Source organism: Pseudarthrobacter sp. TE9888, assembly GCF_056279345.1.
On sequence record NZ_JBWBRD010000002.1, the window covers coordinates 2,949,752 to 2,976,615 of the forward strand.

Here is a 26,864-nt window from a genome sequence, read left to right on the forward strand (position 1 = left end):
TGATGATTGACAAGGTTGTTGCGAGCGCTGACGAAGCCGTCGCGGACATCCCCGATGGCGCCTCGCTGGCCGTGGGCGGATTCGGGCTCTGCGGAATCCCTGTGGCCCTGATCGACGCCCTCCACCGGGCCGGCACCACGGACCTGGAAACCGTCAGCAACAATTGCGGCGTGGATGACTGGGGGCTCGGCATCCTGCTTCGCGACGGCCGCATCCGCCGCACCATCAGCTCCTACGTAGGCGAGAACAAGGAGTTCGCCCGCCAGTACCTTGCCGGCGAGCTCGAGGTGGTGCTCACCCCGCAGGGCACGCTGGCCGAGAAGCTGCGGGCCGGCGGGGCCGGGATCCCGGCGTTCTATACCAAGGCGGGGGTAGGCACGCAGGTGTCCGACGGCGGCCTGCCGCAGAAGTACGACGCCAACGGCGGGATCGCGGTGGCCTCCTCCGCGAAGGAAGTGCGCCCCTTCGGGGGAGTGGACTACGTCCTGGAAGAGTCGCTCACACCGGACTTCGGGCTGGTGCACGCGTGGAAGGGCGACCGGCACGGCAACCTGGTCTTCCACGCCACGGCCATGAACTTCAACCCGCTGTGCGCCATGGCAGGGCGCATCACCATCGCCGAGGTGGAGGAACTCGTGGAGCCCGGCGAACTGGACCCCGAACATATCCACACCCCCGGCATTTTCGTCCAGCGGGTGGTCCTGGCCCAGGACGGGGAAAAGCGGATCGAAAAGCGGACGGTGGCACTCAACCAGGCAGGAGCATGACCATGGATCCTAACAGCCCCGACGCCCCGCGGCCCGAAGCCGTACGTCCGGAATACCGGCGGCCCGGTTCCCGGCAGCACACCGGTGCCGGTGATTCGGCATCGGCGGCGGAAACAAAAGGCTGGACGCGGAACGAGCTGGCCGCCCGGGTGGCCAAGGAACTCCGCAACGGCCAGTACGTGAACCTGGGCATCGGGATGCCCACCCTGATCCCCAACTACATCCCGGACGGAGTGGAGGTGGTGCTGCACTCCGAGAACGGCATCCTCGGCGTCGGCCCCTACCCGGCGGAGGACGCAATCGACCCCGACCTGATCAACGCCGGCAAGGAGACCGTGACCGTCAACAGGGGAGCGGCGTTCTTCGACTCGGCCACGTCCTTCGGCATGATCCGCGGCGGCCACGTTGACGTGGCCGTGCTCGGCGCCATGGAGGTGGCCGCCAACGGTGACCTGGCCAACTGGATGATCCCGGGAAAAATGGTCAAGGGAATGGGCGGGGCCATGGACCTGGTGTTCGGGGCCAAGCGCGTGATCGTGATGATGGAGCATGTTGACCGCAACGGCAAACCCAAGATCGTGACGGAATGCTCCCTCCCGCTGACCGGAAAGGGCTGCGTGGACCGGATCATCACGGACCTGGCCGTCATCGACGTCGTCCGGGACGGCAGCGGATCACGGCTGGTCCTGAGCGAACTGGCCCCCAACGTCTCGGTAGAGGATGTAGTGTCCGCCACCGGTGCGGATCTGTTCGAGGAAGACAGGGAACTCACCGTATGACCGGCAGCAACCCCATGGACGGCAACGCTGCGCCCGACGGCGGCCGGCGCGTCATCGAGCAGCGCGGGCTGTACTTCGACGAACTGGAGGAGGGGCTGGTGTACGCCCACCGTCCCGGCAGGACGGTGACGGAGACGGACAACGTCCTGTTCAGCACCCTGACCATGAACACCCAGGCGCTGCACCTGGACGCCGCCTGGAGCGCCGGCCAGCCTTTCGGGCAACGGCTAATGAACTCCATGTTCACGCTGGCCACCATGGTGGGCCAGTCCGTCACCCAGCTGACCCAGGGGACCATCATCGCCCAGCTGGGCCTGACGGACGTTTCCTTCCCGCACCCGCTGTACCACGGGGACACGCTGTACACGGAGACAGTCGTCACCGGCAGGAGGCTTTCGGCCTCACGCCCGGGCCAGGGCATCGTGACCATGGAGCACACCGGCCGCAACCAGGACGGAGCCGTAGTGGCACGGGCCACCCGCAGCTGCCTGATGTGGACACGGGAGGCCCATCAGAACGCGCAGAGCAGCCAAAACGTCGGAGAATAGCCTTATGACCTTTGTGATGGGCCCCGCCCTGCTCTTCTGCCCCGCCGACCGTCCCGAGCGCTACCAAAAGGCCGCGGCCCGGGCGGACGCGGTCATCCTGGACCTCGAGGACGCGGTGGCGCCGGCGGACAAGCAGCGGGCCCGCGGCGCCATCCTGGCCCAACTGGGAACCACCGGCGTGGAACCCGAGCTTGAGCCCAGCTGCACCATCGTCAGGGTGAACCCCGTGGGCACCGAGGATTTCGAAAAGGACCTGCACTGCCTGGCGCACACGCCCTACCGCACCATCATGCTGGCCAAGGCGGAATCGGCCGACCAGCTCAAGGCGCTGGAGGGCTACCAGGTGATTGCGCTGTGCGAAACGGCCCTGGGTGTGCTCAACGCCCCTGCCATCGCTGCTGCCCCCAACGTGGTGGGCCTGATGTGGGGGGCCGAGGACCTGCTGGCTTCCCTGGGCGGTACGTCCAGCCGGACGGACGACGGCGGCTACCGGGCAGTGGCGCTGCACGCCCGCTCGTCAGTGCTCCTGGCAGCGCGCGCCCACGGCAAGGAAGCAGTGGACGCCGTGTACACCAACATCCCGGACCTCGACGGGCTGGCTGCGGAAGCGGCCGACGCCGTCGCCTCCGGCTTCAGTTCCAAGGCCTGCATCCATCCCAGCCAGGCAGCCGTGGTCCGCAAGGCCTATGCGCCCTCGGCCGATGAGGTGGCCGCAGCTACCGCCCTGCTGGACGCTGCCGCGTCGGCGGGCTCCGGGGTCTTCAAGTACCAGGGCAAAATGATCGACGGCCCCATCCTCAAGCACGCCCAGGAGATCGTCCGGCGCGCCGCCGTGGAGGCATAACTACCGCTGCCGTCCCTCCGGCCGCCGGAGGGACGTGGCCGGGATCGGCTCATACAGCAGCGTCCGTACCCAGCGGTTCCCCGTTTCCCGGAACTCCTTCCGGCCGGCGAAGCGGTAATGGAAGCTGCGCACGCGCACCCAACGTGGCGCGGCGCCGTCGAACGGGTCCTTCCGCAGCAGCCGCAACATCTGCCGGTCCGCCGCCAGCAGCTTGCCCAGGAAGGCGTAGAACCATTCCTCGTGCACCGTCCGCAGGGGCAGGAACCACATCAGCCAGTCCAGCCGCAGGTGGTAGGGGGCCCACTGCCGCGGGATCCGGCGGACGTCCCCCGGCTTGCCCTTAAAGCCGTACTCGCGCCAGTCCGAACCGTCATCGGGATCCTCATCCAGCGTGCCCTCCACCACGATCTCGATGCGCTGTTTGGTCACTGTGCCGAACGCCCCGTAGGCATTGACCAGCTGCCACCGGTTGAAGCTGGCGTTCATCAGCTGCCGGCGGGAGAAGAGGTTCCGCAACGGCCAGTAGCTCAGCACCAGCAGCAGGACCGACGCCGCCAGGGTGACGGCCAGCCACCACAGCGGGGTTTCCGGCCTGGCGCCCGTGGCGGCGCTCCAGTCCGCGGGGATGGCCGGAAACACGGCGTGCGCCACGGGGTCGCTGACGGCCGCGAACGCCAGCACGATCGCCATCCAGTTGAGCCAGGCGAAGTTGCCGCTGGCCACCAGCCACAGCTGGGTCACCACCACCACCCCAGCAGCGACGCCCGCCACCGGCTGGGGTGCGAACAGCAGGAACGGCACCACCAGCTGGGCGATGTGGTTGCCCACCACCTCGATCCGGTGCAGCGGCCTGGGCAGCAGGTGCGCCTGCCGGCTCAACGGCCCGGGCATGGGCTGGGTTTCATGGTGGTAGTACAGGGCGGTCAGGTCGCGCCACTCCCTGCCGCCGCGGATCTTGATCATTCCCGCGCCGAACTCCAGCCGGAACACCAGCCACACGGTCAGGATCAGGATGGTCCGGGGCGGCTCCGTCTGGTTGGAACCCAGGAAGCCCACCGTGAAACCCGCCTCCAGGAGCAGCATTTCCCAGCCGAACCCGTAGAAAGTCTGCCCCACGTTCACGATGGACATGTACAGCAGCCACAGGGACAGGAACGCAAGCAGCGGCACCCAGGGCGGGCCCAGCTGCGGGATCCCGGCCACCAGCAGCGCCGACACCACCAGGCCGGCGGCGCAAACTCCGCGCAGCAGCCCGTCCGAGTACCGCCAGCGGAACAGCGTCGGGCGCCGCAACCGGCTGAACCCGGCCACGAGCGCCGGCACCGGCAGCAGCCCGCGCTCGCCGAGCAGGGCGGGGAACTGGTTCAGGGTGGACAGGAACGCCACGAAATAGAGCGCCGCGACACCCCGTTGCAGCACCTGCCGGGCGAATTGGTATTCCGGCGCATCAAACCACCACAGCCAGTCCACGCCTTCCACGTTACGCGCGGCCCCGTGCCGGTCAAGGGTCCAACAGCAGGTCAGGGCCGGGTGGGTGCTTTCCTGCTCCCAACTGGCCGGGCGCACGGAGCCGTGGAGGGTGCGGGATACTTAAAGGATGCAGCCACGCAGAATCGTCCTCCTCGGATCCACCGGTTCCATCGGCACCCAGGCGATTGACGTCGTCGACGGCGCCCCGCACCTGTTCGACGTAGTGGCCCTCAGCGCCGGGGGCGGCAACCTGGAACTCCTGGCGCAGCAGGCGGTCCACACCGGCGCCGCCGCGGTGGGGATTGCCGGCGGGGATCCTGCCCGGCTGGCAGCGCTGATCGGCGACGCCGCTGCTGCGGCAGGCCGCCAGGGGTACCGGCCGGAGATCGTGGCGGGCCCGGACGCCTCCGCCCGCATCGCGGCGATGGAAGCGGACGTGGTGCTCAACGGCATCACCGGGTCAATCGGCCTGGCCCCCACCCTCGCGGCCCTCAAGTCCGGAGCCACCCTGGCCCTTGCCAACAAGGAATCCCTGATCGTGGGTGGCAGCCTGGTCAAGGCAGCGGCGCGCGAAGGCCAGATTGTCCCGGTGGATTCGGAGCACTCGGCCATTGCCCAGTGCCTGCGCTCCGGCACCGCCGCGGAGGTGGACAAGCTCATCCTCACCGCATCCGGGGGACCGTTCCGTGGCCGGAGCCGGGCGGAACTCCACGCCGTCACCCCGCAGGAGGCCCTGGCCCACCCCACGTGGGACATGGGAGTCATGGTCACCACCAACTCCGCCACGCTGGTGAACAAGGGCCTGGAGGTCATTGAGGCGCACCTGTTGTTCGATATTCCGCTGGACCGGATCGACGTCGTGGTGCACCCCCAGTCCGTGGTCCACTCCATGGTCCAGTTCGTGGACGGCTCCACCATCGCCCAGGCCTCCCCGCCGGACATGCGCCTGCCCATCGCGCTGGGGCTCGGCTGGCCCGCCCGTGTGCCCAAGGCAGCCAGCCCCTGCGACTGGACCCAGGCCGCGGCGTGGACCTTCGAACCGCTGGACACCGCAGCATTCCCTGCCGTCGGACTGGCCAAGGACGCCGCCAAGCAGGGGAGCACCTATCCGGCTGTCTTCAACGCAGCCAATGAGGAAGCGGTCACGGCGTTCCATTCCGGCCGGATCCGGTTCACCGACATCGTCGATACCGTGGACAGCGTGCTCAGCGAACACTCAGGGTCCTCCGGGCTGACGGTGGATTCGGTGCTGGATGCTGAAAGCTGGGCACGTGCCCGGGCCCATGAACGTTTAGCAGTCAGCAGTCTCTAGGAAGCAGCAGCACCTCCATGACCCCTGTCCTACTTTTCATCCTCGGCGTCGTCTTCGTCGCCCTTGGCATTGCCGTGTCCATCGCGCTCCACGAAGTGGGGCATCTGGTCCCCGCAAAGCTCTTCAAGGTCCGTGTCACCAAGTACATGATCGGGTTCGGGCCGACGCTCTGGTCGCGCCGGAAGGGCGAGACCGAGTACGGCGTGAAGGCCGTGCCGCTGGGCGGCTACGTCTCGATGATCGGCATGTACCCGCCCAACAAGGAGGACGGCTCGGTCCGGCCCTCCAGCACCGGCATGTTCCAGACGTTGGCCACCGAGGCACGTTCCATGGCCCACGAGGAAGTGGGGCCGGGCGATGAAAACCGGCTCTTCTACCGGCTGCCCGTCTGGAAGAAAGTCATTGTCATGCTGGGCGGCCCGGCCATGAACATTATCCTGGGCGTGCTGCTCACCGCCGTGCTGCTGATGGGGTTCGGTGTTGCCACGGCCACCACCACCATTTCCGACGTCTCCAAATGCCAGGTGGCGGCGGGACAAACCGTTGATCCGAACTCCGCCGACTGCCAGCTGACGCCCGCCGCCGCGGCAGGCCTGAAGCCCAATGACACCATTACCTCCTTCGACGGAAAGCACGTGACCCGGTGGGACCAGTTGACGGAGTGGATCCGCGCGTCCGCCGGCAAGGAGGTGGCCATTACGGTGCAGCGGGACGGCCAAACGGTGTCCACCACCGTGACGCCGGTGCTGTCGGCCCGGCCGGTGATGGGAAGCGATGGCCGCCAGGCCACCGACGCCGCCGGCAACCTCCAGTACCAGGACGTTGGATTCCTTGGCATCGGTGCCCAGACCGCACTGGTGCCCCAGCCGGCGTCGTCCGTCCTGCCCATGGCGGGGGAGAACATCCGCCAGGTGGCCGGCGTAGTCCTCAACCTGCCTGCCCGCGTAGTGGGGGTGGCCAAGGCTGCGTTCAGCGAAGAGCCGCGCGACCCCAACGGCCCCATCAGCGTGGTGGGCGTCGGCCGGGTGGCAGGCGAGGTGGCGGCCATGGAGGCTGTTCCGATGCAGTCCCGGGTGGCAACCCTCGTTGGCCTGCTGGCCGGCCTGAACTTCGCACTCGCGGTGTTCAACCTCGTCCCGCTCCTGCCGCTGGACGGCGGCCACGTCGCCGGCGCCCTGTACGAGGGTGCCCGGCGCAGGGTGGCAAAGCTGCGCGGACGGCCGGACCCGGGGGCGTTCGATATCGCCAAACTGCTTCCCGTCACCTACGTGGTCGCTGCCCTGTTGATGGGCATGAGTGCGTTGCTGATCTACGCGGACATCGTCAAGCCGGTCAATCTGTTCGGCTGATCGCCCCCTCATGGTTGACTTTAAGAAATCAGCCAAATCTGATTGATTGTCTGGCATCAACCGTCTATGGTTGAGGCATGTTCGTCATGACGATCGACCAGCGGGGAAGCACTGGAGACCAGGACCGCGTACCGGCCCTGCTTGAACAGCTGGCACGCCTCGAACTGCCGGGAACGGACAAGCCCATCTTCGACCGCTCCGTGGGGGATGAGGTCCAGGGCGTCGTGCGGGATGCGGCCGCCGTGGTGGAGATAGCCCTGCACGCGCTCCGGGAGGGGCGCTGGTACGTCGGAATCGGCGTCGGAACTGTAGCCCTGCCGCCCCAGGGCAGCCCCCGGGAAGGCACCGGAACGGCCTTTGTGGCCGCCCGCCGGGCGGTTGAGCATGCCAAAGGAGCCGGATCCCAGGTGCCGCTGTCAGTGGTGCCCGGCACTATGGCTGGAGAAGCGGCCAAGGGCGCCGCCGGGGAAGGGGTGCAGGCATGCGCCAATGCGGAAGCAGTTCTCAGGCTGCTCGGCAGGCTCGTCCAGGACCGCACGCAGGCCCAGTGGCGGGTAGTGGATGCCCTGCGCCGCCTGGGCACCCCCGGGCAGGGGCAGGGCCGGCACGGAAGCCAGAAGCACGTGGCGATTGAACTCGGAATCTCGGAGCAATCGGTGAGCCGAACCGTAATCCGCTCCGGGTGGCAGGAAGAATGGGCAGCCAGGCCTGCCGCGTCCATGCTTCTTGGGTTTGCCGATTCCCGGGTCGGCCAATCCCCGGAGGATGCGTCAGGCCGGAAGGATGTCCCGGCCGGCCAGGAGCCGGTGGACCGGATTGAAGGAGACAGGTGACCGCACTGTGGGTGGCAGTGGCCTTGGTGGTGGCAGGTTTCGCCGGCTGGCCGGTGACCGCGCTGGTCTTCAGGCTCGCCCGGACCATCGACGACAAGGCCGATGCCGCCAAGGCCGCCGGGGAAGCCCGGGCTGCGGAGGAGGACCCCTCGGCTGACGTCACCCTGGACGCCCTCCCCGTCCCCGACGCCGGAAGCGGAGGCGGCCAGGCAGTGGACAACGAGCTGACCGCCCCTCCCGGCCGGACGCCGTCGAACAACACCGCAGGCGGACCCACCGCACCCAGCCAGCGCATCCTCCGCGGCGGGGCCATCATCGGCGTGCTGGAGCGGCTGGGGGTGTGCCTGGCCATCCTCGCCGGCCAGCCCGTGGCCATCGCCTACATCGTGGCCATCAAGGGCCTGGGCAGGTTCGCCGAACTGAAGGAGACGCCGGTAGCCGCCGAGCGTTTCATCATCGGGACGCTCACTTCCATGCTCTGGGCGGCCGGCACCGCTGCCGCGGCCAAAGTCCTCTTCCTGCACTGACTGGAGCCCCCGGTGCAGGCGTGCACTCCGGCCCGGCACGTCCTCCGGTATTGGGGATTGGGACGGTACCAGGCCCGCCATGGCGATAGGGTAGCGGTATGACAGTTTTTGCCGTTGAGTACGTTTATGCCGCCAACTCCACCGAAACCCGCAACGAGGTCCGCCCCGCGCACCGGGAATGGACGGGCGGACTGGCGCAGGACAGCGTCATCGTGGCCAGCGGACCCTACGGCGACGGCGCGGGTGCCCTGCTGATCTTCAAGGCATCAGATGAAGCCGCCCTCAATTCGATCCTCAAGCAGGATCCTTTCGCCGAAGCCGGCGTGATTGCCGGCACCCGCATCACGGAATGGTCCCCGGTAACCGGCATGCTGGCCGGGATCGCCGCGTAGCCGCTTTTCTACCCTTTCAACTCAAGGAGTCCACGTGACCTCGGTCAGCCTGGGAATGCCGTCAGCACCACCGCCCGTCCTTGCCCCCCGCCGCAAGACGCGCCAAATCAAAGTCGGCTCGGTAGGCGTCGGATCTGATTTCCCCATCAGCGTGCAGTCCATGACCACCACGCCCACCACGGATATCAACGCCACCCTGCAGCAAATCGCCGAACTCACGGCGTCCGGCTGCGACATTGTGCGCGTAGCCTGCCCGTCCGCCGACGATGCCGAAGCGCTGCCCATCATCGCCCGGAAGTCCCAGATCCCCGTCATCGCGGACATCCACTTCCAGCCAAAGTACGTCTTCGCGGCCATCGAGGCCGGGTGCGCGGCAGTACGCGTGAACCCCGGAAATATCCGTAAGTTCGATGACCAGGTCAAGGAAATCGCCGCCGCGGCCAAGGACCACGGCACCTCCATCCGCATCGGAGTCAACGCCGGCTCGCTGGAACCAGGCATCCTCAAGAAGTATGGCAAGGCCACCCCCGAAGCGCTGGTCGAATCGGCGGTCTGGGAAGCTTCGCTGTTTGAGGAACACGGCTTCCACGACTTCAAGATCTCCGTGAAGCACAACGACCCCGTCATCATGGTGGCCGCCTACGAGATGCTCGCCGAAAAAGGCGACTGGCCCCTGCACCTCGGCGTCACCGAAGCCGGGCCTGCCTTCCAGGGCACCATCAAGTCCGCCACAGCGTTCGGGGCGCTACTCTCCCGCGGCATCGGCGACACCATCCGGGTGTCCCTCTCCGCGCCGCCGGTGGAGGAAATCAAGGTAGGCAACCAGATCCTCCAGTCGCTGAACCTGCGGCCCCGCAAGCTTGAAATCGTGTCCTGCCCTTCCTGCGGCCGCGCCCAGGTGGACGTATACACCCTGGCCGAGCAGGTCACCGCCGGCCTCGAAGGGATGGAGATCCCGTTGCGCGTGGCGGTCATGGGCTGCGTCGTGAACGGGCCCGGTGAAGCGCGCGAGGCTGACCTCGGGGTCGCCTCAGGCAACGGCAAGGGGCAGATCTTCGTTAAGGGCGAGGTCATCAAGACTGTTCCCGAGAGCGCAATTGTTGAGACACTGATCGAAGAGGCTATGCGTATCGCGGAAGAGATGGGGGAGGCCGATGGCGAAGATGCTGTCAAAGGTAGCCCCGTGGTTAGCGTCTCGTAGGGACGCGGCAGACCCCGCGGGGCTTTCTGTCCGTACCCTTGACGGCCAGGACACCCCCGCGCTGGCATTGCTGGCCCAGCGGGATCCGGTTGCCAACGTATTCATCCTGGCGCATCTCCGTGCCACGGGGACGGCGGCGCCCACCAGCGGTGGGGCCGGGGTCATCGGGGTCTTCGACGACGGCATCCTCACCGGCGCGTGCTGGGCTGGAGCCAACCTGGTTCCGGTCCAGCTTGACCCCGTCCTGGCCCCGCTGGTGGCCGAGGCCGCCAACAGTTCCGGGCGCCGGTATGCGTCCGCTTTTGGGCCCGCTGACGCGGTGCTTGCACTCCATGCCCAACTCGCGGAGCTGGGCCACCGGGCCCACGAGGTCCGTGCCGACCAGCCCCTGATGGTTATTGAGGGACCGGCGTTGGTACAGCCCAACCCTGGCCTGGGCCTGGGAAACCTCGCCGATTTCGACCGCATCCTGCCCGCCTGCGCCGCCATGTTCGAGGAAGAGGTGGGCTATTCGCCCTACCTGGGCGGCCGGGAGTTCTACAGCCGCCGCGTGGAGGGCCTCATCAGGCAGGGACACTCCATGGTCCACCTCAACGACAAGGGGGACGTGGTTTTCAAGGCCGAGCTTGGGGCGGTCACGGAACTCGTCACCCAGGTCCAGGGGGTGTGGATGAACCCGGTCTTCCGCGGCCAGGGGCTGAGCGCCGGCTACATGTCCGCGGTAGTGGAAAAGGCCCAGCAGCTGGCCCCCGTGACCAGCCTCTATGTCAACGGATTCAACACCAGGGCGCGGTCCACCTACGAACGCGTAGGCTTCCGCCAGGTAGGCACCTTCGCTACAGTTCTCTACTAGCGGCGATCGCCGCCAGAAGAGAATATTGGGGGAAAATTGAAGACGTCGGTGCTGGGAACTTTCGCGGTTTCTGTCCTTCTTGCCACAGCAGTCTCCGCCTGTGGTGGAACACCCGAACCGAAAGCGGCCGGGTCCACGCCGGCAGCGTCTGCCGGGTCCGCCACAACTGTTGCCACCACCCCCACGCCAACCCCAACACCCACGCCGACTGCCAAGGCGTACACGGCCGGGGAGCTCGCAACCATCGTCGGGCAGGTGAGGGACGCCGCCGACCGGAGGCTGACCGTCCTGCCCAGCGCAGACATTGCCACCACGCTGGAACAAACGAAGGCCATGCTTGCCTCTATCGACGTCAAGCCGGCCGAGTGCAAGGAACTCGCCGCCGCGAGTACTGTCCCGTCCGTCGACGGCGCCGCCATGGCCGTGGGCATGAGCACCGACGCTGCCACAGGCGCCGTCACTGCGCTCTCCCTGGTGTCCGGCCTGGACCAAAGCTTCCTTGCCAGGCTCAAGGGCCAGCAGGACCAACTGGCAAAGTGCTCCTCCATGACCATGACAGCCTCGGGGATGGAGGTGGCCGTCAACGTCACGGCGCTGCAGGGAGTCAGCAGCCGGCCCGGCACCTTTGCCTACCGCACCGACACCGCCCTGCCGAACGGCCAGAAGCAGTCGACGGTCACGGCACAGGTTGTCCAGCAGGGCGTGGTGCTTACCTCGGTGGCTTCCGGTGGGGCCAGCGAGGCCGACGCCGTGCAGCGGGCAGGGGCGCTCCTCGAGGCGGCGGGCGCGCTGGTCAAGTAAACACCGGCGGTCGAGGGTGGCCGGGCTCCCTCAACGCAGTGGGCCCGAGAGGTACCGTTGGACGTTGGGCGCAACAAGCCGTACTACTTCATCGGGCGGGACCGACGCCAGCGGCTCCAGACGAACAACGTAACGGACCATCATCAGGCCCACTATTTGGGTTGCCACCAGGTTTCCGCGCAGCGCCACCTCCTCAGGCGTTCCGGGAACGGAGGTCATGATCCTGTTGATTACCCTCCGGGACACCATTTCCCTCAGGGCCGCGGTCCTGGCCGTTGAACCGATCGTTCCACGGAGGAAGGCCATCAGGGCCGCCTGGGCAGGGCTTTCCCACAGCCGGAGAACAGCACGAATTATCAGTTCGGCCCGCTGGTCCGGTTCCGAGCCTGCCACGCCGGCCAGCACCTGGTCCGGATCGGCTGGAAGTTCGACGCTAAGGGCGAAAAGTTCGTCTTTGCCACTGAAGTAGTGGTGGATCATGCCCGGATCGACTCCCGCGGCGCGTGCCACCTGGCGCAGGCTGGTGCCGTCGAAGCCATGCTCGGCGAACAGTTGCCGCGCAGTGTCCAGGATGTGGTCGCGGGATTCCGTCGTGCCGCGCCTGCGTCCCTTGCGGGGCATGCCTGGCCCGGCTTCCGGTGCAGCAGCGCCTCGGTCCCGCATCGTCACGGGGAACGCCGGCGGAGGGTGAGCGCGGCGAGGACCAGGACGCCCAGCGCGATGGCTGTCATGGTGCCCGCATCCTGCCACAACCTATCGGTTGCCTCCGGGTGGGAAGCGACTTCCTGGAGGGCGTCAACTGAATAGGTCAGCGGCAGGACGTTGGAGGTTGCTTCGAGTACATCGTTCATCCGGTCACGTGCAACGAACAGCCCACACAGCAGGATTTGTGGCACCACCACTACCGGCATGAACTGGACTGCCTGGAACTCCGTCCTGGCAAACGCCGAACAGAACAGGCCCAGTGCCACGCCCAGGACGGCGTTGATGACTGCGATCAGTACCACATAGCCCGGGGCTCCCGAGATATCCAGTCCGAAGATCCAGTAGGCCACCGCGGTGGCCACCAACGACTGCAACGCCGCCATGATGGAAAATGCGACGCCGTAGCCGAACAGCAGGTCGGCTTTGTGCAGGGGGGTGGTCAGCAGCCGCTCCAGCGTCCCGGAGGTTCGCTCCCGCAGCATGGTGATGGACGTAACCAGGAACATCACCACGAAGGGGAAGATGGCAAGCATCATCAGGCCGACACGGTCGAACGTCCGTGGCATCCCCGGCGGGAGCGTTTCGTTTTCGTAGAGGAAGTACACGGCTGCGAGCAGCAGGGCCGGGACCACCAGGATCAGGGCGATGCTGCGATGGTCGTGCCGCAGCTGGCTGAGCACCCTGCGGGCTGTGGCCATCATCATCCGGATGTCCATCACCGCACGCTCCCTTTCTGTTCCAGGCCGGCTCCCTCGCCGCTGCCAGTGCGCCGGTTCGGAGAGGGCCTGGCGTCGTGGGTCTCCTGCTCCCGGATGATGGCCAGGAACGCCTGCTCCAGGTTGCTGCTGTGTCCCCGTTGGCCCAGTTCAGCAGGAGTCAGCTGGGCCAGAAGCCGGCCTTCGCGCAACAGCAGCAGTGTTTCGCAGCGGCTGGCCTCTTCCATGACGTGGCTCGAAACTAATAACGTGGTTCCTGTTTCTGCCATGGCGCGGAACCGGTCCCAAAGATCGGCCCGCAGGACCGGATCCAGCCCAACTGTAGGTTCATCCAGCACCAGCAGCCGGGGATGCGCCACCAGGGCGCAAGCCAGCGATACCCGGTTGAGCTGGCCACCGGACAGGTCCGCGGCCTTCCTTCGGGTCAGCGGTTCAAGTCCGACGGCGGCAATCGCCTCTGCTACGTCGGCTTTCCCTTTCCGGTGCATGGCGCCGAAATAGCGGACATTTGCTTCAACGGTCAGGTCCGGATAGACGCTGGGGGACTGGGTGACGTAACCCACCTGCCGCCGCAGGGCCGGCGTTCCGGCAGGAAGACCCAGGACGTTCACGGTGCCGCCGGCGATACGTTGAGCTCCCACAATGGTCCGCATCAAGGTTGTCTTACCGCTGCCGGAGGGTCCCAGGAGTCCGGTGATACGTCCGGCCGGGATGCTGAAGTCCAAAGCGTGAAGGACAGCCCGCCTGCGTAGCCTGACAGAAAGAGCCGTGGCAACCACCGCGGGAACGTCGACGGTGGATGACATGGATGCTGCGGAATGGGACATAGCTGCCTCCGGACGTTCCGCCAGGCGGGGCGCGGAATTTTCCCGCTAATTCATCACCTGGTGAATTAAAGCTATGCCCGCCCGGGAGCCGGGGCAAGCGGATTCCGAAAAATAAAAACACTTGTCAAACGTGCGCACGATCACATAAGTTCGATCTAGCTGCGCTGGAAGTGGGGTGGGCGGTCTCACCAGTCCTCACCAGTACTCAGGCGATAACGGCGTCGAGCCACGCCCGGATGCGATGACCAGCCCTATTGGGGGGCCAGGGGCTTTGCATTCCCGGGCGTGGCTCTACTGTTTCCCCGGCGTGGCCGGGGCGGCTGCCGGCCCGCCAGTCCGTACGGTCCGTTCTCTGCCGGTAGATTAGTACCCAGACGAATTGTCCGGCCCTGCTGACCCAGCACTTCCCCAGAAACGGAAACCACCCGTGGTCCTACGACTGTCCCAGCTTTTCCTGCGCACGCTGCGCGAAGACCCCGTCGATGCCGAGGTCGCCAGCCACAAACTCCTGGTCCGCGCCGGCTACATCCGCCGCGCCGCCCCCGGCATCTACACCTGGTTGCCGCTGGGGCTCAGCGTCCTGCGCAAGGTCGAGGAGATCATCCGCCAGGAAATGGCTGCCATCGGCGCCCAGGAAGTCCACTTCCCGGCGCTGCTGCCCAGGGAACCGTATGAGGCAACCAACCGCTGGACCGAGTACGGCGAAGGGCTGTTCCGGCTGCAGGACCGCAAGGGCGCAGACTACCTGCTGGCGCCCACGCACGAGGAGATGTTCACGCTCCTGGTCAAGGACCTGTACTCGTCCTACAAGGACCTGCCGCTGAGCCTCTACCAGATCCAGAACAAGTACCGGGACGAGGCGCGCCCCCGCGCCGGACTCCTCCGCGGCCGCGAATTCATCATGAAGGATTCCTACTCCTTCGACGTGGACGACGCCGGCCTGGATGCCAGCTACTCGGCGCACCGCGCCGCCTACCTGAAGATCTTCGAACGCCTGGGGCTCGAAGTTGTGCCGGTGGCAGCCACCGCCGGCGCAATGGGCGGGTCCAGGAGCGAGGAATTCCTGTTCCCCACCGAGATCGGCGAGGACACCTTCGTCCGCTCCGCGGGCGGCTACGCGGCCAACGTGGAGGCTGTCACCACGGTGGTTCCCGAGGAGCTCGACTTCACCAACGCCCCGGCCGCGGCAGTCCTGGACACCCCGGACACCCCCACCATCGATACCCTGGTTGCCGCGTCCAACCACATCGCCCCGCGGGCGGAGGCCGACGGCGGCGCCTGGACTGCGGCTGACACGCTCAAGAACGTGGTCCTCGCCGTCACCCTGCCGACGGGCGAGCGGCAGCTGGTGGTTATCGGCGTCCCGGGCGACCGGGCCGTGGACCTCAAGCGCGTCGAAGCAAACATTGGTGCGTTCCTGCCCATCGCGGGCGAGATCGGACTCGAGCAGGCCGGCGAGGAGGACCTCAAAAAGCAGCCGCTGATCGTCAAGGGCTACCTGGGCCCGGGCCTGAACCTGGACCAGGCACTTCTCGGCGCCGAAAGCGCAACAAAGCTCCTGTACCTGGTGGACCCGCGGGTGGTCCGCGGTACCGCCTGGATCACCGGCGCCAACCAGGCCGGCAAGCACGTCTTCGGCCTCGTGGCAGGCCGCGACTTCACGTGGGACGGCGTCATCGAGTGCACCGAAGTCCGCGCCGGCGATCCCTCTCCGGACGGCTCCGGCCCCCTCGAAACCGCCCGCGGCATCGAAATGGGCCACATTTTCCAGCTGGGCCGCAAGTACGCCGAAGCCCTGGACCTGAAGGTGCTGGACCAGAACGGCAAGCAGGTCGTGGTCACCATGGGTTCCTACGGCGTCGGTGTCACCCGCGCCGTGGCCGCGCTGGCTGAGGCCAATCATGACGACCGCGGACTGGTCTGGCCCCGCACCGTGGCCCCTGCCGATGTGCACGTGGTGGCAGTAGGCCGGGGTGAGGACATCTTCCAGGCAGCGGAGAAGCTCTCGGCAGACCTTGAAGCAGCAGGCCTCTCTGTCATCTACGACGACCGCCCCAAGGTCTCGCCCGGCGTGAAGTTCGGCGACGCCGAACTGGTGGGCGTCCCCACCATCCTGGCAGTGGGCCGCGGCCTGGTGGACGGCGTGGTGGAGATCAAGGACCGCCGCAGCGGTCAGGCCGAGAACATCGCGGTGGACAAGGCCGTCGACTACGTGGTCAACGCCGTCCGCAACCAGTGATCTCCGGCTTCGAGTCAATCCAGCTCACCACGATCATCCTGATTGTGGTGGCTGGATTCGCAGCAGGCTGGGTTGACGCGGTGGTGGGCGGCGGAGGACTCATCCAGCTTCCGGCGCTGCTCCTGGTTCCGGGCATCGCGCCCGTCCAGGCCCTTGCTACCAACAAGATGGGCTCCATCTTCGGGACCGCCACCAGCGCTGCGACGTACTACCGGAGAGTGGGGCCGGACCTCCGCACGGCCGTCCCCATGGCCGTCATTGCCCTGGCGGGCAGCTTCGGCGGAGCCAGCCTGGCGGCCACCCTGCCGGCCGGAGTCTTCAAGCCCATCATCGTGGTGGCCCTGGTCGCCGTCGCGCTTTTCACCGCCCTCAAACCGAATGTCGGTGAACTGACGGCGCTCCGGCACGAAGGCCACCGCCACTACGTCGTCGCCTGCATCATCGGTGCCGTGATCGGCTTCTATGACGGACTCATCGGGCCCGGGACGGGATCCTTCCTGGTCATCGCACTGGTGTCCGCCATGGGGTACGCCTTCCTGGAGGCGAGTGCCAAGGCAAAAATCGTCAACATGGCCACCAACGCCGGGGCACTGCTGTTCTTTGCGCCGCACGGGTCCATTCTGTGGGGGATCGGCCTGCTGCTGGGCGCGGCGAACATGGCCGGCGGCTACCTGGGAGCGCGGACCGCCGTGCAGCAGGGCAGCAAGTTTGTGCGGGTGGTCTTCCTGGTGGTTGTCGCGGCTTTGATCGTCAAACTCGGCTACGACGTCTGGCAGGAAAACTTCGCCTGATCCCGGCCGGAAACTCGTCCTCGTGGCACACGCACGCCCGGCGTAGCATGCAGGTATGGCACACGGCGATGACGACTATGCCGCGGCCCTGGCGGCCGCAGCGGGACACTCGCAGGCCTGGCTGGCCAGCCTCCGGCACCGCCCCGTGGGACCGCGGCTTCATGCGTCAGACCTTGGCGGGGTGTTCGGCGGCCCGCTTCCCGAAGCGGGCGTCCCGGCCGCTGAAGTGATCGATTTCCTGGCCACGCACGCCGAGCCCGGCCTCATGGCCATGCCTTCGGGCAGGTTTTTCGGCTGGGTCATTGGCGGTACCCTGCCGGCCGCCCTCGCCTCGGACTGGCTGGTCAGCGCCTGGGACCAGAACGCGTGCCTGCGCTACGCCACCCCCGCCACCGCCGCCATCGAGGACAGCGCCGGGCACTGGCTGCTGGAACTGCTGGGCCTGCCGTCCACGGCCGACGTCGGCTTCGTCACCGGCGCCACCATGGCCAACTTCACCGGGATGGCCGCTGCCCGTTGGCGGCTGCTGGCCGACGCGGGCTGGGACCTTGACCGGGACGGGCTGTCCGGCGCACCCCGGATCCGCTGTTTCGTGGGCCGGGAGCGGCATGACACCGTGGACGTCGCACTGCGGTACCTGGGGCTTGGGCAGCCCACGCAGGTCGATGCCGACGGGCAGGGCCGCCTGGTGCCGGCCGCGCTGGATGCTGCCCTTGCCTCCGGGAGCGGTCCGGCGCTGGTGTGCCTGCAGGCCGGCAACCTGCATTCCGGCGCCTTCGATCCCTTTCCCGAAGCCATCGCCGTGGCGCGCAAACATGGCGCCTGGGTCCACATCGATGGGGCCTTCGGCCTGTGGGCGGCCGCCGCGCCCGAACTGCGGCACCTCACCCAGGGATTTGAAGAAGCGGACTCGTGGGGCACGGATGCCCACAAGACCTTGAACGTTCCCTACGACTGCGGCATCGCCATCGTCCGGGACCCGTCTGCACTGCGGGCCGCGATGGGACTGCACGCGAGCTATTTGGTGCACGACGCCGAAGGCCCCGGAGATCCTTTCGAGAAGGTCCCGGAGCTGTCCCGGCGGGCGCGGGGCGTGCCGGTATGGGCGGCGCTGAAAAGCCTGGGCCGGGACGGTGTGGCGGCACAGGTGGGCGGCCTGGCCGCTGCGGCCAGGGCCATCGCGGAGGGGCTGGCGGCTCTGGACGGGGTGGAGGTCCTCAACGACGTCGGCTACACCCAGGTGTGCCTGGCGTTCGGGGACGATGACACTACCCGCGCGGTCACCGCCCGCATCATCGAGGAGGGAAAAGTCTGGATGTCCGGTTCGCACTGGCGGGACCGGGACATCCTCCGGGTATCTGTGAGCAACTGGCACACGGCGGGGGAGGACGTGGACACGGCAGTGGACGCTGTCCGGTCAGCCCTGGCCGCCGTGAAGGACCCGGCTTAACGTACTCCTGCGGCGCCGGACCCTATCCGCCCTGTCCGGGCTCCGGAAGGGAATGTGGATGCGGAAGGTCCGCCAGGGTGTTCCCCGCGAGGGTGCTCGCCACCCAGAGCGAGCGGGCCAGGTCGCCACGGTGGCCGTTCCGGGCGTACCACAGCGCGTTGTCAACTTCCCTGGCGATGGCCCACTCCCGGGCCGCGTCCGGGTCCAGCCCGGCGGCGGTGCTGAAGTCATGGCAGCGCTCCACCAGCGCAGGGCCCGGCCGGCCCGCAGGGAGGTCTTTGAGGCGGTTCCACAGCAGTGGAGCAACCGCGAATCCGGGCTCGCCGATCATGGGCTGGGGGTCGATCGCCGCGTAGCCGGCCGGAGTTGCCGCCGCCGTTCCCGGCCGCGCCAGGACGTTGTCGAAATGCAGGTCGGTGTGGACCAGGACATCGTGTGCGGACCTGCGTCCCACTGCGCCGCGCGTCTGGCACACCTCCAGGGCCGCCTCCAACAGCCACCTGGGAAAAGGGCGGCCCAGTTGGTCCCAGTCAGCGGGAAGGTCGTCGCTCCATTGCTCGGCCCGGGCGGCGATGTGGCTGAATTCCTGCCACTCCGGGCGGCGGTCCGGGACCAGCCCCAGTTCCCGTACCAGTCCGCCCCACACGTGCACGGCTTCATCCATCGGCAGGGCGGCCAGAGAGCGGCCGGCCTCAAGGCGCTCCAGCAGCATGGCACACGATGCGCCGTCCGAGGCCAGCAGGAGAACGGCGCCGCGGCCGCCCCATAATGCCAGCGCATGCCGCTCCACTTGGGCCTCGTCGTGGGGGAAAGCGATTTTGAGCGCCGCGGGGGATCCGTCGTCCTGCCGCACCGGGACCACGAGGGCGCCGTGGCCGCTCCACGGAAGGCTGCCTTGCTCGAGGTCCACCTCCAGGTGCCACTGCTCCAGGCGGTCGGCCAGCAGGCCCGGAAGGCTGCCAAGCCAGTCCCGGCCGGCGCTGCTGCGCGCATAGCGGGCAGCGAGCCCTGGCGGAATGGGGACCGCCGGCGCCATGGGGCGTGGCACAGCGGGATCAGACAACACCGGAGGCGCCGAGCAGGTTGCCGATCACGAACGTCGCCGCCAGCGCAAGGGCACCGCCCACCACCACCCGTACTGCTGCCCGGGTCTTCGACCCGCCACCAATCCAGGCCCCGAGGGCGCCCGTCAATGCCAGGGCCACCAGTACCGAGATGAACGTGAGTGGTACCCGGATGCCCGGCGGCGGCAGCAGGATGGCCAGCATGGGCAGGATGGCCCCGATGGTGAAGGCGATTGCTGAAGCAAAGGCGGCATGCCACGGGCTGACGATGTCAGCTTCGTCGATGTTGAGTTCGGCGGACAGATGCGCCGCCAGGACGTCGTGGGCCGTCAGCTCCCTGGCAACCTTGGCTGCCGTTTCGGCGGTAAGGCCCTTCTCCTGGTAGATGGCGGCCAGCTCCGCCAGTTCCGCTTCCGGATCCTCGGCCAGCTCACGCCGTTCCTTCTCGATCAACGCCCGCTGGCTGTCGCTTTGGCTGCTGACGGATACGTACTCGCCCAGCGCCATGGACACTGCGCCGCCCACTACGCCGGCCACACCCGCGGTGAGGATGGGGGCCACTTCGGGGGTGGCCCCGGCCACGCCCACCACGATCGCGGCAACCGAGACGATGCCGTCGTTGGCCCCGAGGACACCGGCACGCAGCCAGTTGAGCCGGTGCGCAGTGTCATCACCGTGCGGTTCCGCCTCAAGGTGCCGGTCCAGGCCCCGGCCGGCTGCCGTGGGTTCCGGAAGTTCGGCCGGTTCGTCCCCGTTCATCCCTTCAGCAAACCATCCCGGGCCGCCCAACGCCACCCTCCAGATGGTCTTCCTTGCGGGCCTGGATTCCGGGCCGGAAAGATGCGCCGTTCCGGACGGGGTTCAGGATGCAGCGGACGACGGCGAGGGCCGGGATCCAGCAGCACGGCCGGCCCCGGCGGGAAGGGCCGGCAGTTGCCCTGCGTCCAGGGCGAGGCCCGGAACGGGCCCCGGATCCGCACCCCACTGCAGGGCGCGGGCTGCGGCTGACTGAAGGGCTGCCAGCGCCCACTTCCGGTCCTGGCCCTGCGCTGCCGCCACCAGGTCGCCGTAGGCCACCAACGTGGCCGCCTCAAGCCTGCCCAGCGCCGCTGCCGGGGCAGCCAGGAAACCGGGATCAAGGACGTACCCGGGCTGTTGCGGTACGTCCGTGCCGCAGGCCAGCCGCAGGCGTTCCACCGCCGCGCCAGCCAGTTGCTGGTGCGCACCCAGGAATTCCGACGCCGGGCCGGCGTCGGCGGGGGCGAGGCGGGGGAGCGCTGCCTGGTAGCCGTAGACGGCCTGCTGTTCGGCGGACACGGCGGCGGCCAAGGCGGCGGGGAATGAAACAGCGGAAGCCGGCGCGGCAGCCGGAGTGGATGGAGACGGGCACGGCGACGCGGCCGGTGCCGCTGCCTGGCCTTCGGTGCCGGGTCCTGCCGTTTCCTGCGGCACGGGAACGCCCGCCGCGGAAGCCAGCCGGGCGGCGGCGAGGAGCTGTGCGGTGCCGGTGCCAGCGAGAAGCCGGGCCATGCCGCCGTCGGCCGTTTCCGCGTCCTTGAGGCGGGATGTCCCGCTGCCGGCAAGGGCCCGCACCAGCTCCACGGTGTTGTGGGGACCGGCGTCCGCGGACGGCGATGCCGCTGCCGGTGGCGGGGAAGCCTCCGTGGGTGCGGACGGGGACGGGGCCATCAGGGCCCTGGCCTGGATGGTCAGCAAGGTCACAACAGGGCCCAGCGCAGTGGATTGAGCGGTGTCTGCTGATGCGAGGGCCAATCCCGCGGTGCGCATCTCCAGGACCGCACCCAAGGCCGCCGCGCGGGCCCGCTCGGAAAACGGCGGCCCGGCAGGTGCTGGTTTTTCCGCGGGAATCAGGGCAAAACCGAGGCTCAGGACAACCAGGGCGGCAAGGGCAAGGACGGCATACCGGAACGGGCGCATGCTGTGCTTGGGGTCCTGGCGGCGGTCATTCACAACAGACCATGGTGTCACGCCGAGGGGGCACCCGGGTGCACCACTGGGCCGGTAAAATAGCTACGCTAGTAAACACCACATCATCTATAGGGAGGGCGGCCGGCATCGTGAGCAATGCAGAAGCCACAGCTTCACCAGACCATACCGGTACGGGAAGCGGATCCGCGCCGGCCCACAATCCCGAAGCCGCCCGGCTCCGGGCCCTCCTGGAACCCGCCGTCCAGGCCAACCGCCTTTACCTGGAGGATGTAGCCATCATCCCCGGCTCCCACCGCGTGGTCCACGTGGTGGTGGACCTGCCGCAGGAAGAGACCGGCGGAGTCAGCCTGGACGTCATTGCGGATATCTCCAGGGTGCTCTCCGATGTCCTGGACAACGACCCCAACGACGACGGCCGCCCCTATGACCTCGAAGTGTCCTCACCCGGCGTCGGGCGTCCCCTGACCGAACCCCGGCACTGGCACCGCGCCCGCGGCCGGATGGTCAAGGTCAACGTCCTCCAGGGCGAAAACGTCACCGGCCGCATCCAGGCGGTGGACGGCGGGGGAGTGACGCTCATCCCCGAAGTGCCCGTCAAGAAGGGCATGAAGCCCCGGCAGGGTGAACCAGTAACGCTTCCTTTCGACAGGATCCGCAACGGAAAAGTCGAGATCGAATTCAGCCACCTCCCGGAGGATGGTCTGGAACCTGAACACAATGGACCTTCCGAGGAGGCCTGATGGATATTGACATGAGCGCACTGAGACTTTTGGAGCGTGAGCGTGAAATCCCGCTGGACCTCCTGATCCCCACCATCGAGCAGGCGCTCCTGGTGGCGTATCACAAGTCGCCCGGCGCCTTCGAAAAAGCGCGCGCCGAACTGGACCGCAAGAGCGGCCACGTCACCATCTGGGCTGTCGAAATTGACGACGACGGCGCCCCCATCGGTGAATTCGAGCACACCCCCGAAGGGTTCGGCCGCATCGCCGCAAGCACCGCACGGCAGATCATCCTGCAGCGGCTCCGCGACGTGGAGGACGATAACGTCCTGGGCGAATTCAAGGGCCGCGAAGGCGAACTGGTCTCCGGCACCATCCAGCAGGGAAACAACCCGCACATGATCCAGGTCAACCTTGGATCGCTGGAGGCGCTCCTGCCGCCGCCCGAACAGGTTCCCGGCGAAAAGTACATCCACGGCAACCGGCTCCGCGCCCTGGTCATCGATGTGCACCGCGGCACCAAGGGCCCGTCCGTGACGCTGTCCCGCTCGCACCCGGGCCTGGTCCGCAAGCTCTTCGAACTCGAAGTGCCCGAAATTGCCGACCACTCGGTGGAAATCGTGGCACTGGCCCGCGAAGCCGGGCACCGGACCAAGATCGCCGTGAAGGCCAACACCCCGGGGATCAACGCCAAGGGTGCCTGCATCGGTGAAATGGGCTCCCGCGTCCGGGCCGTCATGACCGAACTGAACGACGAAAAGATCGACATCGTCGACTTCAGCGAGAACCCGGCAACGTTCATTGCCAGCGCCCTGTCGCCGTCGCGCGTGAATTCGGTCACCATCACGGACGAGGCCACGCGCTCCGCCCGGGTTGTGGTCCCGGACTACCAGCTGTCCCTGGCCATCGGCAAGGAGGGCCAGAACGCCCGCCTGGCGGCCAAGTTGACAGGCTGGCGCATCGACATCGTCTCCGACGCCGCGGGCAACCGCGATAAGTAAGCCGGACCGGGTGGCTGATGCAGGGCAGCAGCCCCCCGGTTTCGGGCAGAACGGCCCGAAGGGGCTAGAATAGATAAGACCGCGCCTAACGGCCGGCAGTCGTGTGCCTTGGGCGTGCTCGTTTCCGTGACTGCGGAAGCGGACAGCCTGCGGCCAGCAGAAAGAACGTCAGGACGATGACCGTGGCAGAAGTGCTTTCCACCGGGAATCAGCCCCAACGTACCTGCATCGGATGCCGGAAGAAGGGTCCGCGGTCGCAGTTGCTCCGGCTCGTCGCCGAAGGCAGCGGGTCAACCGCTGTCCTGGTGGACGAACGACGCCGGATGGCTGGCCGGGGTGCATGGCTGCACCCCAGCACATCGTGCCTGGCTCTGGCGATCAAGCGGCGAGCCTTCGGACGTGCCCTCCAGGGCGCGGCCGGGACTGCCGCCGTCGAACACCGGATCATGTCAGGCCCGAACGTTGACGCCGCCCCGGTGGCTGCAACACCAACCGTCCAACCTGAAAGCGGGTCAGAAATCTGATGGAAACCCGATGAGTTCCCAGCGATGAGTGCGTAACGATGACAACTTTGTTGCGCTCTGCAATGGGCCCCTTCGCATCAACAGCGGCTGGGGTCCGCAGTAAGAAGTAGACGGTTCGTGCCTGGCTCGGTGCGGACCGAGACAGGAGAAATGTGGCCAAGGTCCGCGTACATGAGCTCGCCAAAGAGCTCGGTATAACTTCCAAAGATGCAGTAACCAAACTGCAGGAACTGGGCGAATTCGTTCGCTCCGCCTCGTCAACCATCGAGGCCCCCGTTGTGCGTAAACTGCGCAACGCCTTCCCCGACGCCGCCGCGAAGTCGGCAGCACCGGCCGCAGCGCCCGCCGCTGCCCCCAAGGCACCCGCCCCCGCAGCAGGCAACCGTCCTTCGGCACCTGCTCCCGGCCCGGCTGCGCCCAAGGCACCGGCCCCCAAGGCAGAGGCGCCGGCTCCGGCAGCCCCCGCCGAACCGGCAGCCAAGGCAGATGCACCGGCAGCCCCGGCTCCCGCAGCGCCGGCCGCCCCGGCAGCACCGTCTGCGGGTGCTCCGTCCACCGGCGCCAAGCCCGGTGCACGTCCGGCTCCCAAGGCCGAGACCCCTGCTCCCTCCGCACGTCCGGGCGGTTCAACGCCCGGTGGTTCCGGTCCCCGTCCCGGCGGCCCCCGCCCGGGCAACAACCCCTTCGCCACCTCACAGGGCATGCCCCGTGGCCGCGGTGGAGACGGTGACCGCGCTCCGCGGCCCGGTAACAACCCGTTCGCCACGTCCCAGGGCATGCCCCGTCCGGGCGGAGGCCGCGACGGCGACCGCCCCGGTGGTCCGCGTCCCGCGGCCGGTGCCGGCGGTCCGCGTCCCGGTGGGCCGCGTCCCGCAGCCGGTGCCGGTGGCCCCCGCCCCGCCGCAGGCGCAGGCGGACCCCGTCCGGGTGCACCGCGTCCCGGCGGTCCCCGTCCCACTCCCGGCATGATGCCCAACCGCACTGAACGTCCCGCACCCGCAGGTGCAGGCCGTCCCGGCGGCGGCCGCGGTCCCGGACGCCCCGGTGGCGCTCCCGGTACCGGTGGTCCCGGTGGCGGCGGTGCTCCCGCCGGCGGTGGCTTCGGCAAGGGCGGCCGCGGCCGCGGCGGCACCCAGGGTGCCTTCGGCAAGGGCGGCGCAGGCCGTGGCAAGCAGCGCAAGTCCAAGCGCGCCAAGCGCCAGGAACTTGAGCAGATGAGTGCCCCGTCGCTGGGTGGCGTGAGCGTACCCCGCGGCGACGGCAACACCGTCATCCGCCTTCGCCGTGGCTCGTCCATCACGGACTTTGCCGACAAGATCGAGGCAAACCCCGCCGCACTGGTCACCGTGCTGTTCCACCTCGGTGAAATGGCCACCGCGACCCAGTCGCTGGACGAAGACACCTTCGCCCTGCTCGGCGAGGAACTGGGCTACAAGCTCCAGGTCGTTTCGCCGGAAGACGAAGAGCGCGAGCTGCTCTCCAGCTTCGACATCGACTTTGATGCTGAACTCGAAGCTGAAGGCGACGAGGGAACTCGAGGCCCGTCCTCCAGTAGTCACCGTCATGGGCCACGTCGACCACGGTAAGACCCGCCTGCTCGATGCCATCCGCAAGTCCGACGTCATGGCGGGCGAACACGGCGGCATCACCCAGCACATCGGTGCCTACCAGGTCACCCACAACCACGAAGGCAACGATCGCAAGATCACCTTCATCGATACCCCGGGCCACGAGGCGTTCACCGCCATGCGTGCCCGTGGTGCGAAGGTCACCGACATCGCCATCCTGGTGGTCGCAGCGGACGACGGCGTTATGCCCCAGACCGTTGAAGCCCTCAACCACGCCCAGGCGGCCAACGTGCCGATCGTCGTGGCAGTGAACAAGATCGACAAGGAAGGCGCCAACCCTGAAAAGGTCCGTGGCCAGCTGACCGAGTACGGCCTGGTTCCCGAGGAATACGGTGGCGACACCATGTTCGTGGAGGTCTCTGCCCGCCAGAACCTCAACATCGACGAGCTGCTCGAGGCCGTCCTGCTCACCGCAGACGCTGCCCTGGACATGCGCGCCAACCCGAACAAGGACGCCCGCGGTATCGCGATCGAAGCCAACCTGGACAAGGGCCGCGGTGCGGTTGCCACCGTCCTGGTGCAGTCCGGCACCCTGCGCGTCGGCGACACCATCGTGGCAGGCACGGCCCACGGCCGCGTCCGTGCGATGTTCGACGACGACGGCAGCGCCCTGACCGAGGCCGGCCCGTCCCGCCCCGTCCAGGTGCTGGGTCTGTCCAACGTGCCGCGCGCCGGCGACACCTTCTTCGTGACCGCTGACGAGCGCACCGCCCGCCAGATCGCCGAGAAGCGTGAAGCAGCCGACCGCAACGCCGCCCTGGCCAAGCGCCGCAAGCGCATCAGCCTGGAAGACTTCGACCAGGCCGTCGCCGAAGGCAAGATCGACACCCTTAACCTCATCCTCAAGGGTGACGTGTCCGGTGCCGTGGAAGCCCTCGAAGACGCGCTGCTCAAGATCGACGTCGGCGAAGGCGTGCAGCTGCGCGTCATCCACCGCGGTGTGGGTGCCATCACGCAGAACGACGTCAACCTGGCAACGGTCGACTCCGCCGTCATCATCGGCTTCAACGTCAAGCCCGCCGAGCGGGTTGCCGAACTGGCAGACCGCGAAGGCGTGGACATGCGCTTCTACTCCGTCATCTACGCAGCAATCGATGACATCGAAGCAGCGCTCAAGGGCATGCTCAAGCCGGAATACGAAGAAGTCCAGCTCGGCACCGCCGAGGTCCGCGAAGTCTTCCGCTCCTCCAAGTTCGGAAACATCGCCGGCTCGATCGTCCGCTCGGGCATCATCCGACGCAACGCCAAGGCACGCGTCACCCGTGACGGCAAGATCATCGGTGACAACCTCACCGTTGAGTCGCTCAAGCGCTTCAAGGACGACGCCACCGAGGTCCGCACGGACTTCGAATGTGGTATCGGACTTGGGTCGTACAACGACATCACCGAAGGCGACATCATCGAGACCTTCGAGATGCGCGAGAAGCCGCGCGTCTAGTCTGTGTGTCGTGGGGCCGTCGGAATTTTTCCGGCGGCCCCGCCCCTTCGCTGGGTGGCCAACGTCTTACGACGTCGGCCACCCAGCTTCGGCAGGCCCGATGCCACTCCCAGGCCGCCGGAAAAATCCCGCCGGG

General features: G+C 67.6%; 25 protein-coding genes and 1 pseudogene. 19 read left to right on the forward strand and 7 right to left on the reverse strand.

Annotated features, from left to right (window positions below; genetic code table 11):
• Positions 1 to 2 precede the first annotated feature (2 nt).
• Genes ACZ9J7_RS14200 through ACZ9J7_RS14215 form a run of 4 tightly spaced genes read left to right on the forward strand, consistent with a single transcriptional unit; the run spans position 3 to position 2,938 of the window.
• Complete coding sequence (locus ACZ9J7_RS14200) at positions 3 to 767, forward strand: CoA transferase subunit A (RefSeq protein ID WP_476211862.1); 765 nt, start codon at positions 3 to 5, stop codon at positions 765 to 767.
• Complete coding sequence (locus ACZ9J7_RS14205) at positions 764 to 1,546, forward strand: CoA transferase subunit B (RefSeq protein WP_476210272.1); 783 nt, start codon at positions 764 to 766, stop codon at positions 1,544 to 1,546. Before ACZ9J7_RS14200 ends, ACZ9J7_RS14205 begins: the two co-directional genes overlap by 4 nt.
• The gene (locus ACZ9J7_RS14210; RefSeq protein ID WP_476210273.1) at positions 1,543 to 2,094 is read left to right on the forward strand and encodes a MaoC family dehydratase; all 552 of its coding nucleotides are present in this window, start codon (positions 1,543 to 1,545) and stop codon (positions 2,092 to 2,094) included. Before ACZ9J7_RS14205 ends, ACZ9J7_RS14210 begins: the two co-directional genes overlap by 4 nt.
• Before the next feature lie 4 nt (positions 2,095 to 2,098).
• A complete protein-coding gene (locus tag ACZ9J7_RS14215; RefSeq protein WP_476210274.1) occupies positions 2,099 to 2,938 on the forward strand; it encodes an HpcH/HpaI aldolase/citrate lyase family protein in 840 nt (279 codons plus the stop codon).
• Here the strand turns inward: ACZ9J7_RS14215 and ACZ9J7_RS14220 are convergent, their stop codons facing one another.
• A complete protein-coding gene (locus ACZ9J7_RS14220; protein WP_476210275.1) occupies positions 2,939 to 4,408 on the reverse strand; it encodes a lipase maturation factor family protein in 1,470 nt (489 codons plus the stop codon).
• 127 nt (positions 4,409 to 4,535) lie between these two features.
• Between ACZ9J7_RS14220 and dxr the strand changes: the two genes are divergently transcribed.
• From dxr to ACZ9J7_RS14260, 8 genes are all read left to right on the forward strand, one after another.
• Positions 4,536 to 5,720, forward strand: coding sequence for a 1-deoxy-D-xylulose-5-phosphate reductoisomerase (dxr, locus tag ACZ9J7_RS14225; protein WP_476210276.1), 1,185 nt, complete (start codon positions 4,536 to 4,538; stop codon positions 5,718 to 5,720).
• 17 nt (positions 5,721 to 5,737) lie between these two features.
• Entirely contained in the window at positions 5,738 to 7,069 is a 1,332-nt protein-coding gene (locus ACZ9J7_RS14230) for a M50 family metallopeptidase (protein ID WP_476210277.1), read from the forward strand.
• Positions 7,070 to 7,146: 77 nt separating this feature from the next.
• Positions 7,147 to 7,902: a MarR family transcriptional regulator gene (locus ACZ9J7_RS14235; protein WP_476210278.1), complete on the forward strand. Its 756-nt coding sequence runs from the start codon at positions 7,147 to 7,149 to the stop codon at positions 7,900 to 7,902.
• Entirely contained in the window at positions 7,899 to 8,429 is a 531-nt protein-coding gene (locus ACZ9J7_RS14240; protein WP_476210280.1) for a hypothetical protein, read from the forward strand. Before ACZ9J7_RS14235 ends, ACZ9J7_RS14240 begins: the two co-directional genes overlap by 4 nt.
• A 98-nt stretch (positions 8,430 to 8,527) precedes the next feature.
• Positions 8,528 to 8,821, forward strand: a complete 294-nt coding sequence (locus ACZ9J7_RS14245) for a YciI family protein (protein WP_387560272.1) — start codon at positions 8,528 to 8,530, stop codon at positions 8,819 to 8,821.
• Between the two features lie 34 nt (positions 8,822 to 8,855).
• Positions 8,856 to 10,022, forward strand: a complete 1,167-nt coding sequence (ispG, locus tag ACZ9J7_RS14250) for a flavodoxin-dependent (E)-4-hydroxy-3-methylbut-2-enyl-diphosphate synthase (RefSeq protein WP_018771945.1) — start codon at positions 8,856 to 8,858, stop codon at positions 10,020 to 10,022.
• The gene (locus tag ACZ9J7_RS14255) at positions 9,985 to 10,875 is read left to right on the forward strand and encodes a GNAT family N-acetyltransferase (protein ID WP_476211863.1); all 891 of its coding nucleotides are present in this window, start codon (positions 9,985 to 9,987) and stop codon (positions 10,873 to 10,875) included. Before ispG ends, ACZ9J7_RS14255 begins: the two co-directional genes overlap by 38 nt.
• A gap of 36 nt (positions 10,876 to 10,911) precedes the next feature.
• Positions 10,912 to 11,676 (forward strand): hypothetical protein, encoded by a 765-nt coding sequence (locus ACZ9J7_RS14260; RefSeq protein WP_476210282.1) that lies wholly within the window; start codon positions 10,912 to 10,914, stop codon positions 11,674 to 11,676.
• Between the two features lie 30 nt (positions 11,677 to 11,706).
• On the opposite strand, the gene ACZ9J7_RS14265 is transcribed toward ACZ9J7_RS14260, so the two are convergent.
• Genes ACZ9J7_RS14265 through ACZ9J7_RS14275 form a run of 3 tightly spaced genes read right to left on the reverse strand, consistent with a single transcriptional unit; the run spans position 11,707 to position 13,924 of the window.
• Positions 11,707 to 12,297, reverse strand: coding sequence for a TetR/AcrR family transcriptional regulator (locus ACZ9J7_RS14265; protein WP_476210283.1), 591 nt, complete (start codon positions 12,295 to 12,297; stop codon positions 11,707 to 11,709).
• A gap of 44 nt (positions 12,298 to 12,341) precedes the next feature.
• Positions 12,342 to 13,097, reverse strand: a complete 756-nt coding sequence (locus ACZ9J7_RS14270) for an ABC transporter permease (RefSeq protein ID WP_476210284.1) — start codon at positions 13,095 to 13,097, stop codon at positions 12,342 to 12,344.
• A complete protein-coding gene (locus ACZ9J7_RS14275) occupies positions 13,097 to 13,924 on the reverse strand; it encodes an ABC transporter ATP-binding protein (RefSeq protein ID WP_476210286.1) in 828 nt (275 codons plus the stop codon). Before ACZ9J7_RS14275 ends, ACZ9J7_RS14270 begins: the two co-directional genes overlap by 1 nt.
• Before the next feature lie 427 nt (positions 13,925 to 14,351).
• On the opposite strand from ACZ9J7_RS14275, the gene ACZ9J7_RS14280 reads away from it, so the two are divergent.
• Genes ACZ9J7_RS14280 through ACZ9J7_RS14290 form a run of 3 tightly spaced genes read left to right on the forward strand, consistent with a single transcriptional unit; the run spans position 14,352 to position 18,404 of the window.
• Positions 14,352 to 16,163, forward strand: a complete 1,812-nt coding sequence (locus ACZ9J7_RS14280) for a proline--tRNA ligase (protein WP_476210287.1) — start codon at positions 14,352 to 14,354, stop codon at positions 16,161 to 16,163.
• Positions 16,160 to 16,954 carry a sulfite exporter TauE/SafE family protein gene (locus tag ACZ9J7_RS14285; RefSeq protein WP_476210288.1) on the forward strand — a complete coding sequence of 265 codons (795 nt, stop codon included), beginning with the start codon at positions 16,160 to 16,162 and terminating at the stop codon, positions 16,952 to 16,954. Before ACZ9J7_RS14280 ends, ACZ9J7_RS14285 begins: the two co-directional genes overlap by 4 nt.
• Before the next feature lie 55 nt (positions 16,955 to 17,009).
• Positions 17,010 to 18,404: a pyridoxal phosphate-dependent decarboxylase family protein gene (locus tag ACZ9J7_RS14290; RefSeq protein ID WP_476210289.1), complete on the forward strand. Its 1,395-nt coding sequence runs from the start codon at positions 17,010 to 17,012 to the stop codon at positions 18,402 to 18,404.
• Between the two features lie 22 nt (positions 18,405 to 18,426).
• Here ACZ9J7_RS14290 and ACZ9J7_RS14295 read toward each other — a convergent pair whose 3' ends face one another.
• The 3 genes from ACZ9J7_RS14295 to ACZ9J7_RS14305 all read right to left on the reverse strand — a co-directional run bounded on the left by ACZ9J7_RS14295 (position 18,427) and on the right by ACZ9J7_RS14305 (position 21,439).
• Positions 18,427 to 19,440 carry an aminoglycoside phosphotransferase family protein gene (locus tag ACZ9J7_RS14295; RefSeq protein ID WP_476211864.1) on the reverse strand — a complete coding sequence of 338 codons (1,014 nt, stop codon included), beginning with the start codon at positions 19,438 to 19,440 and terminating at the stop codon, positions 18,427 to 18,429.
• Between the two features lie 19 nt (positions 19,441 to 19,459).
• Positions 19,460 to 20,227, reverse strand: coding sequence for a VIT1/CCC1 transporter family protein (locus ACZ9J7_RS14300; RefSeq protein ID WP_476210291.1), 768 nt, complete (start codon positions 20,225 to 20,227; stop codon positions 19,460 to 19,462).
• 102 nt (positions 20,228 to 20,329) lie between these two features.
• Entirely contained in the window at positions 20,330 to 21,439 is a 1,110-nt protein-coding gene (locus ACZ9J7_RS14305; RefSeq protein WP_476210293.1) for a DUF4439 domain-containing protein, read from the reverse strand.
• Between the two features lie 107 nt (positions 21,440 to 21,546).
• Here ACZ9J7_RS14305 and ACZ9J7_RS14310 point away from each other — a divergent pair, with 107 nt between their 5' ends.
• From ACZ9J7_RS14310 to infB, 4 genes and pseudogenes are all read left to right on the forward strand, one after another.
• A complete protein-coding gene (locus tag ACZ9J7_RS14310; protein WP_476210295.1) occupies positions 21,547 to 22,158 on the forward strand; it encodes a ribosome maturation factor RimP in 612 nt (203 codons plus the stop codon).
• Complete coding sequence (nusA, locus tag ACZ9J7_RS14315; protein WP_457949314.1) at positions 22,158 to 23,138, forward strand: transcription termination factor NusA; 981 nt, start codon at positions 22,158 to 22,160, stop codon at positions 23,136 to 23,138. Before ACZ9J7_RS14310 ends, nusA begins: the two co-directional genes overlap by 1 nt.
• Positions 23,139 to 23,314: 176 nt before the next feature.
• On the forward strand, positions 23,315 to 23,662 hold the full coding sequence (locus ACZ9J7_RS14320; RefSeq protein ID WP_476210298.1) for a YlxR family protein: 348 nt from the start codon (positions 23,315 to 23,317) through the stop codon (positions 23,660 to 23,662).
• A gap of 152 nt (positions 23,663 to 23,814) precedes the next feature.
• Positions 23,815 to 26,728: pseudogene (infB, locus tag ACZ9J7_RS14325) on the forward strand (translation initiation factor IF-2).
• Positions 26,729 to 26,864 lie beyond the last annotated feature (136 nt).